This is a genomic window from Acinetobacter sp. FY683 (assembly GCF_059515885.1).
The window spans coordinates 15,308-32,438 of the sequence record NZ_JCAKNA010000022.1; the positions used below are offsets into that span (position 1 = coordinate 15,308).

Genomic DNA, 17,131 nt, shown 5'->3' on the forward strand with positions numbered 1-17,131 from the left:
TAAACCCACCAAAGTGGGTTAGATTCCTAGAGCAGCATAAACATCACGATAGTTCATCTTAATGAAATTCAGAAGGATTTTTCCTCTAGCTGCACCTCTCAGATAATTATCTACAAGAGAGTCCTGCTCTAACTGGCTAATGATTGTGATTGTTGTTGCTCGGACAGCAAAACCAATTAAATCAGAGTCACGATGAGTGACTCGCCCTTTTCAGTCAATGCATCAACATTAGATTTACATCCTACAATAAACATAAAATACAAATGCTTATAAATTCTTCAATTTCCAAACAATTAGAAACGCCAGTTATAGAAAAAGTCGATTGCACGTTCTAATGACTGACTTGCTTCCATATATAAACGCTGATTCATTTGATAACGTAAGGTTAATTTGTTCACTGGCGTAAATACACCTACACCGTATCGAATGAACAAATCTGGCGTAATATAACCTGTTACGCTCACTTGCGTATCATCACCTGTACCTTGAGCATCTAAAGCTAAGCTACTTAAACCTAAAGTACGTCCAATTTGATTTGTAAAAGCACGCGTTCCACCAAGCCCCATACTAATACCAGCTGCAGCAATCGTATTATTTACATCCGATCTAAAGCCTTCTGTCTGACTCAATCCACTTGAACCTTCATTAATACGACCTGTAATAATCGCATTTAGCGCTTCTTGTTCAGACAGACCTGCATCATTATAAATTTGAATACTTGGACTTGTTGCCGTTCCTGCAATTCGAATTCCAACCAAACTACCTTGAATGTTTTTATTGGTATCTACATCTAAAGTTGGATTAGACAATGCACCATTAAAACGAGCAATAGCACGATTTAAATCTAAACTTTGTCCATAAGCTTCAATTTTTACACGCTTACTTACGCCAATTGCACCATTGGCACGCATTCCTGTTTCAGAACCACGCTGGGTTAAGTACAAACGTCCTGTTAATGGAATCCGACTATCAAAGCCTTGGAATATGACCTGATCGCCTAAACGTACGTCTAAGTCCGCATTAATATCCCAAGGTTTTGCAGCACGTAAAATGGCAAGTTGATCTTGTCCTTCATGTACAACACGCACATCTGGAGATACATTCACAACACTTGCAGTTGCTTCAGGCATTGAAATAAGTGCACGTGGTACATTTACCTCACCTTTTACAGTCAACTTATTTAAAAATGGATAAGCTTGTAATGAAACATCCGTATTCACAATAGCCGTAATTAAAGGTGCTTGACGTACCAACAGGTTATCACCTTTCAAATTCAGGCTAATTTTGGGTTCCGATTTCCAATCAAAATCCCCTGTAATTCGACCAACACCACGTCCACTGTTAAAAGCACCATTAATAGCTGCGTTATTTTGATTTATAGATGAATACAATTGAATATTGGTTAAATTGACAGGCAATGAAATCATACTAATTTCACCATCTTTCAGACGTATGCCACCTGTAATCAGAGGCTTAGTCAGTGAACCACCTACCTTACCTGCAAACGATAAAGTACCATCTAAACGGCGCACATCTGCAATAAATGGTTTAAATACTTTTAACTGCAACTCATTAAATGCAACTTCACCACGCATCGCTTTATTGGCAGAGTATGGATCAATCACCACATTGGCATAACCTGTACCAATTGCAGGTGTTTTTACATCTAAGCGTAGCTGTAAACCTTCAGCTATACTTTTCGCAATAATAGATATTTGGTCATATCTTAAATTAGAACCAATCTCTTGCGGATCATCGCCCGTAATACCAATAATGCCGTTTTGCGTTAAAAGTTTTACATCAATTTTGGGTTTTTGGTTTTGAGCCCAAGATGCTTTTGCATATCCATTCACCTTACCTGTAATTGCTAAACCATCTGGCATAAAGGCTGCAAAATCACTTAAGTCTACATTTTGAGTAACAAATGAAATATTACCTTTTGTTTTACTAATACGTGTTGGTTGATCAAAGCACAATTGACTTTGTTGGCTCATCCAGCAATGTACACCTATAAACAATTCACTATTTTTAGCGTTGTAAATAACAGAGGCATTTTGTTTTTGTACCAAACGTGTTCTAAGGGAGTCAAAATCACCTTTTTGAATTTGACCGAACCAATCATTATTGGCATTAAAACCACCCGCCAACTGTACATAAAAAGCACTAAGCTTATTTTCAGCTTTCACTTTAAGAATATGCGCTTTGCGTATTCCTGCAATTGAAATTTCACCTTTTTGAATTTCACGATCACCACTACGCAGTGAATTCAATTTTGTAGTTAATATTGTTGGCGTTGTATCTGATGTAGGTAATTCACCCTGAATTGTAAGTTGTTTTATACTAAATAAATTATTGAAACTAAAGCCATCTATAGCCAAATTTGCAGTTGCTTTTAAACGTGGTTTTGCTTGAACATTTAAATAGCCATACGCTTTCCCACGTAAACCACTATAAACTTCATATAACGCAGGTGCATTGATCTTAATTTTTAAGTTCTGAGTATTACCTGTCGCTTGAATTTGGTTTTGCGCATAAGATAAAAATAAATTATTGGCTTCAAATTGCTGTGGTAGCAGACCATTTCTGTGAGAACTTAGCAATATTGCTAAATTACCCGTCCCGCGAATCGGTTTATTATTAATCATTCCTGCAAGGTTTAAACGCGATATATTTACTCGTTTAATATTATCTGCCCATAACCCTTGTGTTTTCACTACACCTGAAACTTCGCCACGAATATTCGATACAAAATACTGAGGCTTAAAGCGTATAAGTGATGCATTTACATCCCAGCCAATTCCATGCGTTAAATTAATAACACCTTCAGCCGCAATGCGTCCTGCAATACCATTATGACTAAACTGGTTAATCTTAATATATTGTGATGTCCCTGAAACTTTAGCTTTTAAATGACCTTGACTACCTGCAATGGCACTCGTATTGAGCGCACCATCATAATCAACCGCAAAGCTTTTAAATCCACCGCCTTGCTTTTCATCGTGGAATAAAATAGCAGCAGTGCTTTTACCCGTTAAATGCATCGATTCATTTTGATCGGCTAAACGTCCCGTTAATGAAATTGGATTTAAGTGAATAATTTGTTGATTTGGCTTCGCATAACCATTGGCTTTAACATGACCATTCAACAAATTAACTGGTGCCGCACTAACTACGGTTTGCGGATTGAAATTATTCGCATCAAGTAATGCATTCCACTTAAGTTGACGTTTATCTGTTGGCAATTCAACAAAGGCACTTCCTTTTAAACCACCTTGACCTGCGCTAAAACTAAAGCTTGGAACCTTTAAGTTATTATCTTTAATATTTAACTGTGCCGAATATTGTCCTGCTGGTAATACAGATTTTTCATGTTGCTTAATAATTGTGGCTACATGAATATTTTGTTGATCTTCCACTAAACTCAGATTTACATCACCTGAATCACTTTTCAACCAACCAATATATGGCATTTCACGATCTAAACCTTTCCAAGCAATATTCATCAACATTGGTTCAGGCTTTTTCGTTTTTTCTTCTTTTTGATCTAGTTTTAAATTCCAAGTTTCATATTTATCGAAACCAACATTTGCTGTGACATGTAAGCCATCTGCTAACAATCCTGTAGAGGCTAAATTTGCATCTAAAGACGGCGGTAAAAAATCACGAATCACTTGGGGAATAATTTTATCGGTAGGCTTAATATTATCTAAGCGACCTTTTAAATCCCAAGTCACATGATCTTTCCAACTTACAACACCTGCAACATTTACCGCGCCATCTAACAATTGACCATTGACTGTTTCAAGATTTAATTGATTCACTAAGTCTGTATACATGGATGCTGTATAACGACCTTCTGGAATATCCTTTCCACTTAGGTCTGTATTTAAATCAATATTTAGACGTTCAATGTCGCCATAGTATTTGGCTGTACCTTTTTTCGCAAAAAGCTTTTGATCTGTTAATAATGGTAAATGATAGTTTCTAAATTTTAATTCACCTTTCATTGGAACATTATCACGAAGTGGATGTACAACGCCCCAACCCGTTAACAAGTCTGGTGTATTGGTTGCAAAACCTGCTTCAATCGTTTCTAACGTGCCATTTGCAACAACATGAATACCATGAATATTTAAACTGTCATTGAGCGATGGGATATTCACATCACCTGTTGCTTGAATTGGGTATTTACCCTGATCAAAAGTCATACTGCCATTGGCATTCTTCACATTTAAATAGCCCATATCCATGCGCGTATTTTTAAATGTAAGTTTCGTTTCATCCCATAGTGCTTTTTCTAAATGAATATCAAAAAAATCGACTTGTGTCGTGCCTGTATGAATCGCAAGCTTATCAACATCTGCTTTATCTAAACGTAAAACAAAGGGTAACCGAATTTCGTCATATTTAAACGGTTCATCTGAATGAGGCCCTTTGGTTATAATTTGTAGATTTTTTACATCTGCATGCGTTAAATGTATTTCTTTTTTAATAATTGCTCGCCAGCCCAATGACACATCTGCTCGATCAATTTTGACATCTACAGCATCTAGGGTGACCAATACTTTACGTAAAATAATTCCGTTCAGTAAATTGCCACTTTCATATTCATAATGAATAATTTGTTGACGCTCTAATACGCTATCTAGTAAAAATTTACTGCCTCGATCCGTTGAGAACATGACCGCCAAAGCCGCAACAATGAATAAAACCACAAAAAGAAGTGACATCAAGACACTTCTTAATATTCTTCGCTTTTTAGGCAAAGGAGTTGGTAATTCTGATTGCTGTTCTACTTCAGCCATAAATCTTCTCTAAACGTAAATTATAATTGTGAGCCAATAAAGAAATGTAAGCGTATTGGTTTACCTTCATCAGACAATCCACTTGCAATATCTAATCGAATTGGACCAATAGGTGATGCCCAACGAATCCCGACACCTGCACCGTATGCAGTCGGCGTTTTAAAATCTGCATCATAAGCATTACCAAAGTCTGTAAATACAGCCGCACGCCATCCTTCAGCGAATTGGTAATTATATTCAAGCGAACCAACCGCTAAGGCTTGACCACCCACCTTAAATCCATCTTCTCTTGGAGACAAACTCTTATAGTCAAAGCCACGCATCGACTGGTCACCACCTGTGACATAGCGCAAATTATATGGCACGCGACTAAAATCATCGGTAAAGATATAACCTAAGTCAGCTCGACCCACAAATTGATGATCATAGCTATCTCCCAGAGAATAAATAAAACGCCATCCCAAATTGGCAATTGCCATATTGACGTCAGTCATAAGGTTATCGCTACCCACTTCAATTTTGTAGATCTGTTTAAATCCTTTCGATGGATTCACACGTTGATCTGAATCTGTACGTGAGATTTCATAACCAAATAATAAAGACTCTTGTTCTGGATTTCCTGTCCCTAAAAAGATATCTGGAATATCATCGACATTAAAAACGCCCTGTCCCGTTAAACGATCAAGTCGATAACGCACACCCATAACATGTTGCCAACTTCCTCGAGGGTTTCGAATAATTCTGTCTGCACCCAAGACAGCAGATTCAATCAATAAGCTACCTGTATCAGAAACGTCTTTACGTTCTTCACGCTCATAACCACCCACTAACGAAATATAGTCATTTAAAGGATGACTATATGGAATGTTGTAACGACCATCTATGGCTTGACGTTTTTCAGACAACTCAAAGTTAGCGTCAAAAGAATGACCACGTTTATTGACAATGGCACGGCGGTATTGACTACGTAAACGTACACCTGTGTCCGTACCATAACCTAAACCGACCTCAGCATTATTTCGCTTATCGGCATTTAACGTCACAATGACAGGGATTATTTTTTCTTCTCGTGCTTTTTCTTTTAATCGCTCTATTTCATCTTCTCTTGTTTCTTGCTCTACTCGAAGCTTCTTAATTTTTTTATTGTTATCATCTCCGCCAATACCTGCAAACTGCTCTTCATTGACTACATTTTGCTTCACCTCAGTTGGTGATTTTTCGACAGTCTTGCTTTGCAAAGGATCAATAGATGTTCCATTTGCCAAATTTTCTAAATCAATTAAAGCTTGAAGATCAGGTGCATATTCTAATTTTTTCTCAATCGCATCTGGACGTACAGCATCAACCAAGGTGTAGTTAAAATAACGTGAGTTTGTTAAATTATTTGCTAAAGTATTTACACGCCAAAATGCATAATCCTGACCATCTGTCCATGGTACTAACTGTTCAAGAATATCTCGATCTAAAGGAAACTCTTCTGTAGGGTCACTCATGCGAAATTCAACAGCACCAATTTTATATCGGTCACCTGTTTCATATTTCAGATTAATGTCGGCTGTATCTTGAGGTAATGAAACTTTTACATCATGCATACGCCAATAAGAATCAAAATAACCATTATTACTTGCTGCATCGACTATTCGTGCTTTGGTCTTTTCATATAAACCCTGATTAAACACATCACCTTCAGATAAATCAGGTAATACACTAATCACTTGGAATTGTGGCTGATTTTGACCCGCACCGCTAAATTCAATATTGTCCGTTGTAACAAGAACGGGGTTATTCGGTACAACTAAAACCTTAACCTTTCCATCGCCAACTTTTTCAAACTTAAACTCGGCATTATAAAAGCCAACGGCCTGTGCGGCTTGATTAGACAGTGTTCTTAATTGAGAAATAGAAGAAATAAAATCTTCAAATGCCTCTACTGTATAGCTTGATAATTTGGCTTTAACATTCGCTTTTAAAGCCTCAATTGCTTCTTTTTCTTGTTTAGAATAATGATTCAAATCATCATTAATGACAATTTCCGCACTAATACGAGGGATTGTTTGTCCATAAAGAAGTTGTTGTGGTCTAACTTTATAATATAGTCTTTTAAAGAAACCCATTTCTTCTTGTTCTTTAGATTCTGTTTCTAAATGAATAGAATTTAGAGTTCGACCACTTTCATTGGCTTCTACGACCACTTTACTATCGGCCTGAATGCTATTCATTAAAGCATCAACATTAATAGGTGCTTGATTAATAACCGCCAAATCTTGTTTTGATGCATCACCTACTAAAATATCTTTCGATTGCTCTGCACGATTTTTTTCAGCATCTTGCTTGGCTTGTTCAGCCACCTTTAAAATATCTTGCACCATCTGATCATCGGCAGCTATTTCAGGTAAGTTTTCTAATTCATCTATACCAATAGGTGCAAATGCTTCAACAGGTTTTGGCGAATGTACTTGATCTTGAAGCATTTGATAACTGTCAAAATCTTCATGAATTGCATAAAGCTGCTTATTAACATGTGGTTTGAATTCGGTATTTGCAGTATTAGCCGCATTTGCTTTTATTTCTTCTTGATATTCAGCAGGTAACTCAATGGGACTATAGTCAAATTTAGATTCTGTTTGTGCAAAACTATATTGCGCCATTAAGCCTAAAAAAATACTCATACATAATTGTTTATGCCCCATTCGTTCCAACGCAGAATGAATACTTAAACTTAATGTTGATTTTTTAAACTTGAAATTTTCAGGCATAAAACTCTAAACCAATCTAATATTTTTAATATGAAATCCGTATCAATACTATCACATGAGTAAAATACTATATGACATCCATTATCAAATAACCTTAAAATATCATACAGGAATTTTATAGTAATATAGAACTTGCTCACATTTTTTAATAAAACTTTTAAAGCAGTGCCAAAATTATGGATAACAACGAACATCTATTAGGTACACGTCGTTTTTTACCGATGTTTATCACTCAGTTTTTTGGCGCTTTAAACGATAATGTTTATAAACAAGCCCTTTTATTAGTCATTACTTATGGCTGGATACAACAAAACGCAAATGTAAGCACACTGAATAACTTTGCTGCTTTGTTATTCATTTTGCCTTATTTCATTTTCTCCGCAACAGCAGGACAAATTGCCGATAAATACGAACGCTCACAATTGGTACGCTACTTAAAAGCTGCTGAAATTTTTATTATGCTTTTGGCAACAGTAGGCTTTCTGATTGGAAATTTATGGCTACTTTTAATCGCATTATTTTTAATGGGCACACATTCCACATTTTTTGGTCCTATTAAATATGCAATTTTACCTGAAATTTTAAAACCAAATGAACTCATGTCTGGAAATGCCTTATTTCAATCTGGCACATCTATGGCTATTTTAATTGGTATGATTTTAGGCGGTGCAGTTATCTCTTTATCGCAAGGTAATTTGGTTTGGATTAGTGCGACTATCTTAATCATTGCTATTTTAGGCTACCTTTCTAGTACTTTTATTCTTAAACAAAAAATCACAGCCAATGATCTTCAAGTAGATTGGAACTTTTTTAGAACAAGCTTTCAAACCCTAAAATACGCAAAAAGTTTGCCTCTTATTTTTACAATTCTCTTAGGTAACTCTTGGTATTGGTTTTATGGCGCGACTTATCTCACCCAAATTCCGCAACTTACCCAAGAATATTTATATGGTAATGAAAATGTAGTGAGTCTTTTACTTACCTTCTTTTCTGTAGGTATTGGGTTAGGTTCTTTACTATGCAGAAAAATTGGCGGCACTGAAGTCAATATTAAAATGGTACCTATTGGTGCAGTTGGTCTAGCTATTTGTGCTTACTACTTAGCAGCAAGCCTATCTTTTGTACCAACACATACGGGTGAACTACTAACACTTACCGAAGTATTTCACCAAGATGTAAGTTATTACCACGTTATGATTGCCATTACATTATTAGGGGTAAGTGGTGGTTTTTACATCGTACCGCTTTATGCCATGATGCAGGCATATTCACCGCGCTCACATCGTGCACGTGTAGTTGCAGCAAACAACATATTAAATGCAATATTCATGGTAACTTCTGCTATATTTTCTATTATTGTATTAAGTATCTTAAAACTAGATATGAAAATACTATTTTGTATTACAGCCACTTTAAGTGCAGTATTTTCAGTGTGGTTACTCATTCGAATTAAACCACTCTTAAAAACGACACAGCTCTCGTTGGAGGATTAACTCATGCGTCAATTCACAGGTATCGATAAGCTTATCAACTCATTCGATCAAGCTTTACGTAGCTTAGTACCTGGTGCAACATCTGCACATCGAGAAAATCCTGCAAATGAAACAGACACTCAACTTGGGGTAAGTGAGGCACGTCATGTTGCAGGTCTTATGCGCGTCAACCATAGTGGCGAAGTATGTGCTCAAGCTTTATATCATGGTCAAGCACTTACAGCAAAATTACCCAATGTACGTCGTGAAATGGAATTTGCTGCAATTGAAGAACAAGATCATTTGGCATGGTGTGAAGATCGATTAAAAGAACTCGATAGCCACACCAGTTTATTTAATCCTGTTTGGTATAGCCTATCTTTTGGTATGGGTGCTTTAGCAGGTATTGCAGGCGACAAATACAGTCTTGGTTTTGTTGCAGAAACTGAGCGCCAAGTAAGCTTGCATTTAATTGATCACATTAATCAATTACCTGCTCAAGATGAACGCTCACGTAGAATTTTAACTCAAATGAATGAAGATGAGTTACATCATAGAGATACTGCACTCAATGCAGGTGGTGTAGATTTACCTCTTCCTGTGCGGATTGCCATGACCGGCGTTTCTAAACTCATGACAAAAACGAGTTATTACATTTAAGTTTCAATAGCACATTAAAAAAAGCCCCAAGAGGGGCTTTTTTTATTTCAACTTGTTAATTAATTAACGCGCATCAATCGGTGGAACTTTACGTAATTCATAGCCCGTATAATCTGCACTTGGACGAATAATGCGATTGTCCGCACGCTGCTCCATCACATGTGCAGCCCAACCTGTTACACGAGACATCACAAATATTGGAGTAAACAGTTTTGTTGCAATATCCATAAAGTGATACGCCGAAGCATGGAAGAAATCTGCATTACAGAATAACTTTTTCTCGCGCCACATTACTTCTTCACAGCGTACAGATACAGGATACAACACTGTATCTCCTACATCTTTTGCTAAACGCTCAGACCAAATTTTAATAATGCCATTACGTGGATCATTATCTTTGTAAATCGCATGACCAAAGCCCATGATTTTTTCTTTACGCTCAAGCTTTCCAAGCATTTCACGTTCAGCTTCTTCAGGTGACTTCCAGTTTTCAATCATTTCCATTGCTGCTTCATTTGCACCACCATGCAATGGACCACGAAGTGAACCAATTGCACCAGTAATACATGAATGCATATCTGATAATGTTGATGCACAAACACGCGCAGTAAATGTTGATGCGTTAAACTCATGCTCTGCGTACAAAATTAACGAAACATTCATCACTTGTTCATGCAGTTCATTTGGCTTTTCACCACGTAATAAATGCAAAAATTGTGCGCCTATCGAATCATCATCTGTATTTTCGTTAACACGAATGCCGTCATGACTAAAACGATACCAATAACAAATAATGGCAGGTAACGTCGCTAAAATACGGTCTGCAACATCTTGCTGTTCTGCGAAAGAGTTTTCTGTTTCCAAATTACCAAGCATTGAAACGCCCGTACGCATCACATCCATTGGGTGTGAGTTTGCAGGAATTCGCTCCAAAACTTCTTTTAGTGCCTGTGGTAATGAACGTAAAGATTTTAATTTTGCTTTATAAGCATCAAGCTGTTGCTGATTTGGCAATTCACCAAAGAAAATTAAATAGGCTACTTCTTCAAATTGGCAATTTTCAGCAAGGTCTTGTACATCGTAACCACGGTATGTAAGACCTGCACCGCTTTTACCTACTGTAGATAATGCAGTCTTTCCTGCAACTTGACCACGCAACCCTGCGCCTGTAAGTACTTTTCCTTCAGCCATTTTTTTAATTCTCCTGTTTAAACAGTTTATCTAATGTATTTTCAAAGGTGTGATAATCTAAAAATTCGTAAAGTTCTTTTCGTTGCTGCATTTTATCAAGAACATTCACTTGCGTACCTTGCTCACGAACAGCTTGCATCACTTCTAGTGCCGCTTTTTGCATAGCTCGAGTTGCAGAAAGTGGATACAGCACCATTGAAATACCTTGCTCACCCAACTCATCGACTGTGTAATACGGCGTATCACCAAATTCTGTAATGTTAGCCAAAACAGGTACACCCACCGCATCACAAACCGTTCTGTACATGGTAATGTCGGTCATGGCTTCCGCAAAAATTGCATCTGCACCCGCTTCAACACAAGCACAAGCACGATCAATCACCGCATTTAAACCTTCTTTTTGCAAAGCATCTGTACGTGCCATAATCACAAAATTAGAGTCAGTTTTTGCATCTACAGCAGCTTTAACACGGTCTACCATTTCTTGTTGCGTTACAATCTCTTTATTTGGACGATGCCCACAGCGTTTTTGTGCAACTTGATCTTCAATATGAACCGCAGCAGCGCCAGCAGCGATCATTTGTTTTACTGTACGTGCAATGTTAAATGCTCCGCCCCAGCCTGTATCGATATCAACCAATAATGGCGTATCTACACGTTCTGTAATACGGCGTACATCTTCTAAAACATTGTCTAAGCTTGTCATTCCTAAATCAGGCAAACCATAAGAGTAATTTGCAACGCCTGCGCCAGATAAATAAATAGCTTTGTATCCTACTTGTTTTGCCATCATAGCTGCGTAGGCATTTACCGTACCCATAATTTGTAATGGTTTTTCTGCATCCAATGCTTGTCTAAATGCTAAACCTGCAGATTTTTGTTGTGTCATTGTCCCTTCCACAGCATCAATATTATTTATCGAGCTTCGAGTATATCTATAAATTTCGTTCAATCTATATTCACATAGAACAAATACTCTAGAACTTTAGTCAAAAGATATATGATTATTCACACTATTTTTTTTGAATACTTTGAAAAAAACATGCGTTATAGAATATTTGGTATAATTTAGAAAATTCCTTTTCCCAATGATACGAATGCAAAATAATTTTCAGTTTACACAGGCAATTATTCATGACATACCACAAACAAAACGTGGACATGAACGCTGTGTCTCACTTTTAGAAAGTGCAACTGAATTATTTTTAAGTCGCGGTTATGATGCTGTTTCTCTTGATGACATTGTAAATCACGCAGGTGGTTCAAAAGCTTCCATTTATAAATACTTCGGCAATAAAGATGGATTATTTAAAGCGATTTGCGATTATCGTCGTATGCAATTTTTTAAAGACATTAGTATTTCGTATAGTCAAGAATCTTCAGATTTACGCACCAATTTAATTAACACACTTTTAAACTTCAATCTGCATATTCAAAAGCCTGAAAATGCATCATTTATGAAGTTAGTGATGGAACAAGGACAACGCAACTCAGAATTAGCACGCTATATTCACGATAATGGCCCATTAAAAATCCAACAAATTGTCGCGAATGTTCTACAACAAGCCCATGAAGATGGTTTGCTTTATTGTGAAAATCCTCTTTATTCTGCACAGCTTTACTTTGGAATTTTACGAAATTTAGAATGGCGTATTATTATTGGTGTTCCATTAGAACAAGATGATCAAGAAACTCTCAAATACATAAACTACGCGGTCGATCGCTTCTTAGACGGTCACCAAAAAGGCTAGTTTTTTTGCTTTTTTGTATAATTATAGTATAGAGTGTTCGATTCTCCTTTTTTCATTAACCAACCAACAACTAATTGTTGTTTTTATTCAGCAATTATTGTGGAGTAACCATGGCTCTACGTCACTTTCTTACTTTACGCGATTTATCTACTCTCGAACTCAACCAAATCATCCAACGCGGTATTGAGCTGAAACGAAAGCAGCACAATAACGAAGTTTTCCAACCTTTTGTTGGTAAAGTGATGGGGATGATTTTTGAAAAATCGAGCACCCGTACACGCGTTTCGTTTGAAGCAGGTATGAGCCAGTTCGGTGGTAGTGCAATTTTCCTTTCTTCTCGTGACACGCAATTAGGTCGTGGCGAGCCAATTGAAGATTCTGCACGTGTAATCTCAAGTATGCTTGATATTGTGATGATTCGTACTTTTGGTCATGACATTGTAGAACGCTTTGCTTCTTACTCGAAAGTTCCTGTAATTAATGCTTTAACTGACGATCACCACCCTTGCCAATTGCTTGCGGACGTTCAAACTTTTGTTGAACACCGTGGTTCTATTGAAGGTAAAACTGTGGCATGGATTGGTGATGGCAACAATATGTGTAATTCATATATTGAAGCTGCGCACATGTGGGGCTTTAAATTAAAAATTGCAGCACCTAAGGGTTATGAACCTCAAGAGAAATTCTTGTCTGAATTTGCACATTGTGTAGAACTAGTAGACTCTGCTGAAGATGCTGCAGTAAATGCCGACCTAATTGTAACTGACGTTTGGGCAAGCATGGGGCAAGAAGAAGAGCAAAAAATTCGCGAAAAAGCATTTGCTGATTTCCAAGTGAATGAGAAATTAATGGATTTGGCTCACCCAGATTGTTTATTTATGCATTGTTTGCCTGCACACCGTGGCGAAGAAATTTCTGAAAATATGCTAGAACATAAAAATGCTGTAGTTTGGGATGAAGCTGAAAACCGCTTACATGCTCAAAAAGCTTTAGTTGAATTTTTATTAAATGAAAATTTAAAGAAAGACTAAAAGTTTGATGTATAAAAGCCCCTTATTTAGGGGCTTTTTTACATTTGAAGATACAGTTTCAAGATTATTTAGAAGTTATACTTCCAACCAATATTACCTTGGTAAGCTTGGTTAGAATGGCTACCTGCAACATATGATGTATTTAACCAAACTTGACTGTTTTTAGTTAGGTTACCTTCAACACCAAGTTTAAGCTCACCTAGATTTGCTGATCCTTCATTTTCATAGCGTACATCATCAATCACAACTGAATATGGGTTGGTATTATGAATAAAGTTAAGTGCAACATATGGACGGTAGCTTGTTAATTTATTTCCATTAGTTGGAATATTTAAATAAGTTTTAACACCCATGCGTGCTTGTATATTGTCTTTACCATGGTAAATATCAACACTTTGAGCATCTTTAAAATCATCAGCATGAACACCTTGATAAATTAACTGAGCTTGTGGTTGAATCCACCAGTCTTTTTTACCATTTTTATTCAACAGATAATCACCACCTGCTTCAAGAGAAGCAGTTATACCCGATGAGTTGTATTTATATTGATTTTGATCTGGTGTATCAACTTTGTTTTTAAACTTGTTCCAAAGTACCCATGAATCAATATAAGCACCACGTTCTTCTACTGGGTGTGCATACCAAGTTCCATATAGACCTAAGCTGTAACCATCGATTTTAGTCTTAGATTCACGAGTCGTTAAGCTTGAACGTGTTTTACCATCATAAGTCGCGACCCCCCCCATAGCACCTATATTGAATTGATCTTCTTCACCTAAGGTAACTAAGCCGGTACCAATTTGAGTCACGAAGCTATTCCCTGTTGTTTTTAGCTGACTGTCCATTGTTTTGAATTTGTTATGTCCACCATAAGCACGTACCCAAACATTCCCTACGTCTTTATTATTACCTAGGTTTTGATATTGGCTTGCACCTTCACGATCTTCTAGACGGGAAGTGAATAGTGTATTACCCATGGTTTCGACTGCTAAATATTCACCTACATCTGGGGTGTAAACTGGAGGTCTTGGATCAGTTTGATCAACGGGATTTAAAGTACTTACTAAGTACCAATTATCATAAATAGTTGTATTTGTTCCCGTATTTGCTTTTTTTAGGTTTAGTAAATAATCAAATGCACCTGCGGAAACAGCACCGTTCTTTAAGTAGAATGTTTGACTAGAATCAGAGGAACCTGTTTGAATAATATTAATACCATTTACTGTTTGAGCTCCAGAACCCTCAACATTATTGACTTTTACTTCTGTAGAACCAGTTGCATTCCCAGTGATAATAAGCTTATCTGTTTTGGATGAATCATCATTTAATTCAGTATTAAGAATTAAGATGCCATCATTACCAATATAATCATTGCTAATAACGACTGTTTGATCTAATGTTTTTTCCTTTCTTAAGTCTAATGTACCCTGATTACTTAGATTTGAGTTAATTTGGAAAGAACCTTGTGTTTTTAATACAGATCCAGCTTCAATGAAAATTCCTTGTCCATCGATTGTTGATGCATTAAAAATACTATCTCCATTGTTTAGTAAACTAATATCTGAGCTATTTTTTAAATAAAAGTTTTGAAAATTTGTAAACTTAGTAGTATCTAAGGATGTATATTGGGATTTGTTAAAATTAACTGTATTAAATTCAGAGTTTCCAGAAATTTCACCACCATCAAGTTTAGGAATTTTATTCAAATCAACAGTACCATTTAAATTTACTGTGTCATTACCACCGCCTAATGTGATATTCCCCAATAATTGAGCACCTTCATAAATATTGACAGTAGCTTCACCAGTACCATCTAAAATGATACTTTTATCTATTGCAGCAGTAATACTGGTACCATTTTGTATATCTATTGCACTATTAACATTATTGGCAATTACAATGCCATTCGATGAGAGTGATGTAATAATTGAATCTTTTCCTAAGTTAATAAGTGCTTTAGATGAATCCAAATTCATATCTGTTACATTTTCACCTAATGACAAAGCTGAAATACCATTGACTGTTAAGGCATCGCCATTCGAGATTAAATCAGATTGTTCGGCAACAATTGTTCCAGCTGAAATAATAATTGCTTTATCTGTATTTGATGTATCTATATAATTATTTGCATTTGTTTCAATGCTCAAGTTTTTAGTCTGTATTTTAGCAGTCGCACCAGTTTGATTAATACCAACTAAGCCTTCTGAACTAATGGTAATATCACCATTTTTAACATTAATATTACTGTTACTATTAGAAATAGCTGCAAAAATTTCTGCTTTTTCAGCATCTGTTTCACGAAGTACTTCAACTACTCCTTTATCATAAAAAATGGATAAGTTTTTTCCAATATTTATATTAGCTTGGTTGGCATCAATTCCTGATACACCTGTATTTTGATAAAGAGATGCATTTCCCTCAACAGCAAGTTTTGATCCTGCTCCTAAATACCAAGAAGCTCCTGATTTTCTTGCGGTAATATTAATACTTGTACCATTACCCTCATTTTCCAAATGATTTGTTATTAAATCACCCTTAACATTTAAGCTTCCATCATCATTTATATAAAACAAATTAAGCTTTGCTCTGAGAGCAGAAAGTGCTGGATCCCAAGAGTGTTTACGCCAAATAACAAAATTACCCTCAATATTTGCTGTGGCATCTGTTCCAATTAATAATGCATGTGCATTAGTTACAGCTTGTTGTAAATAAAAATTTCGATCAATATCTAATGTTATATTGCTATCAATAGTTAATAAAGCACTACCAGCCCTCTCGGATTGAAGTGCCAAATAGTTTGCATCAGTTTTAGTATTACTCACCTGTGTTAGACTGTTACCTGGAGATTTTGCTTGATCACTAAATTTTTGGTTAAGAAACTTTCCTCTTTCATCTGTAGTGATTTCTCCATCCGCATAAAAAATACTACCAATATAAGCATAGTCCCTTTGTTGATAATATGGATTTGGAGGATTCCCCCAAGCCCCATTTCCTATTATTCCTGGTCCAATACCAGCAACACCATTTTCTTCTGGTGGTTGGTATGATGAATTTTCTGGGATAAGATAATCTTTAATATTACAACCATCGGCTTTAGCACGAATATTAAAAGTACCATTGGTATTATTCTTATAACCAATATTAGTTAAACTACATCCTCCAATATCAATATTTGAATAATATTGATAATTCGTCCACCACGTATTATCCGGTTGTGTATATGTATATAGAGTACCAGAAAATGTAGGTACTGCTGAAGCTTCTGTAACATACATAAAAGAGAAAATTGCTAATGCCAAGTTTGAATTCTTATTTTTTCTCATATTTACAATACCTTATATTAACCATTACTTAGTTCAAATATTTAATAACAGTTATTAATGTGGGTAATTGTGTAAATTTCATACGAATTATGTATCTTTATTAAGCTAAAAAGTATCCACTTTGTATCAAGATAAATATTAC

At 36.1% G+C, this 17,131-nt stretch carries 9 protein-coding genes; 4 read left to right on the top strand and 5 right to left on the bottom strand.

The features are described 5' to 3' along the window. Positions 1 to 293: 293 nt before the first annotated feature. On the bottom strand, positions 294 to 4,805 hold the full coding sequence (locus AC5YDH_RS11290; protein ID WP_496119573.1) for a translocation/assembly module TamB domain-containing protein: 4,512 nt from the start codon (positions 4,803 to 4,805) through the stop codon (positions 294 to 296). A gap of 20 nt (positions 4,806 to 4,825) precedes the next feature. Beyond that, the gene (locus AC5YDH_RS11295; protein ID WP_496119575.1) at positions 4,826 to 7,561 is read right to left on the bottom strand and encodes an autotransporter assembly complex protein TamA; all 2,736 of its coding nucleotides are present in this window, start codon (positions 7,559 to 7,561) and stop codon (positions 4,826 to 4,828) included. A gap of 173 nt (positions 7,562 to 7,734) precedes the next feature. Between AC5YDH_RS11295 and AC5YDH_RS11300 the strand changes: the two genes are divergently transcribed. Next, a complete protein-coding gene (locus tag AC5YDH_RS11300; protein WP_496119606.1) occupies positions 7,735 to 9,054 on the top strand; it encodes an MFS transporter in 1,320 nt (439 codons plus the stop codon). Between the two features lie 3 nt (positions 9,055 to 9,057). Next, positions 9,058 to 9,693 carry a 2-polyprenyl-3-methyl-6-methoxy-1,4-benzoquinone monooxygenase gene (coq7, locus tag AC5YDH_RS11305; protein WP_496119577.1) on the top strand — a complete coding sequence of 212 codons (636 nt, stop codon included), beginning with the start codon at positions 9,058 to 9,060 and terminating at the stop codon, positions 9,691 to 9,693. Positions 9,694 to 9,756: 63 nt separating this feature from the next. On the opposite strand, the gene prpC is transcribed toward coq7, so the two are convergent. Together prpC and prpB are read right to left on the bottom strand one after the other, a co-directional pair. Beyond that, on the bottom strand, positions 9,757 to 10,884 hold the full coding sequence (gene prpC, locus AC5YDH_RS11310) for a bifunctional 2-methylcitrate synthase/citrate synthase (RefSeq protein ID WP_496119579.1): 1,128 nt from the start codon (positions 10,882 to 10,884) through the stop codon (positions 9,757 to 9,759). Between the two features lie 4 nt (positions 10,885 to 10,888). Then, positions 10,889 to 11,773, bottom strand: a complete 885-nt coding sequence (gene prpB / locus AC5YDH_RS11315; RefSeq protein ID WP_496119581.1) for a methylisocitrate lyase — start codon at positions 11,771 to 11,773, stop codon at positions 10,889 to 10,891. A 208-nt stretch (positions 11,774 to 11,981) separates the two neighbouring features. Between prpB and AC5YDH_RS11320 the strand changes: the two genes are divergently transcribed. Both AC5YDH_RS11320 and argF read left to right on the top strand, forming a co-directional pair. Next, complete coding sequence (locus AC5YDH_RS11320; protein ID WP_496119583.1) at positions 11,982 to 12,635, top strand: TetR/AcrR family transcriptional regulator; 654 nt, start codon at positions 11,982 to 11,984, stop codon at positions 12,633 to 12,635. A 110-nt stretch (positions 12,636 to 12,745) separates the two neighbouring features. Then, positions 12,746 to 13,666, top strand: coding sequence for an ornithine carbamoyltransferase (argF, locus tag AC5YDH_RS11325; RefSeq protein ID WP_496119585.1), 921 nt, complete (start codon positions 12,746 to 12,748; stop codon positions 13,664 to 13,666). 68 nt (positions 13,667 to 13,734) lie between these two features. On the opposite strand, the gene AC5YDH_RS11330 is transcribed toward argF, so the two are convergent. Beyond that, the gene (locus AC5YDH_RS11330; RefSeq protein ID WP_496119587.1) at positions 13,735 to 16,989 is read right to left on the bottom strand and encodes an autotransporter family protein; all 3,255 of its coding nucleotides are present in this window, start codon (positions 16,987 to 16,989) and stop codon (positions 13,735 to 13,737) included. Positions 16,990 to 17,131: the final 142 nt, after the last annotated feature.

Bases quoted from the DNA above. Each gene is read 5' to 3' on its own strand.
- AC5YDH_RS11320 (WP_496119583.1), top strand. From the start codon at position 11,982: ATGCAAAATAATTTTCAGTTTACACAGGCAATTATTCATGACATACCA.
- AC5YDH_RS11295 (WP_496119575.1), bottom strand. From the start codon at position 7,561: ATGCCTGAAAATTTCAAGTTTAAAAAATCAACATTAAGTTTAAGTATT.
- prpC (WP_496119579.1), bottom strand. From the start codon at position 10,884: ATGGCTGAAGGAAAAGTACTTACAGGCGCAGGGTTGCGTGGTCAAGTT.
- coq7 (WP_496119577.1), top strand. From the start codon at position 9,058: ATGCGTCAATTCACAGGTATCGATAAGCTTATCAACTCATTCGATCAA.
- prpB (WP_496119581.1), bottom strand. From the start codon at position 11,773: ATGACACAACAAAAATCTGCAGGTTTAGCATTTAGACAAGCATTGGAT.
- argF (WP_496119585.1), top strand. From the start codon at position 12,746: ATGGCTCTACGTCACTTTCTTACTTTACGCGATTTATCTACTCTCGAA.
- AC5YDH_RS11330 (WP_496119587.1), bottom strand. From the start codon at position 16,989: ATGAGAAAAAATAAGAATTCAAACTTGGCATTAGCAATTTTCTCTTTT.
- AC5YDH_RS11290 (WP_496119573.1), bottom strand. From the start codon at position 4,805: ATGGCTGAAGTAGAACAGCAATCAGAATTACCAACTCCTTTGCCTAAA.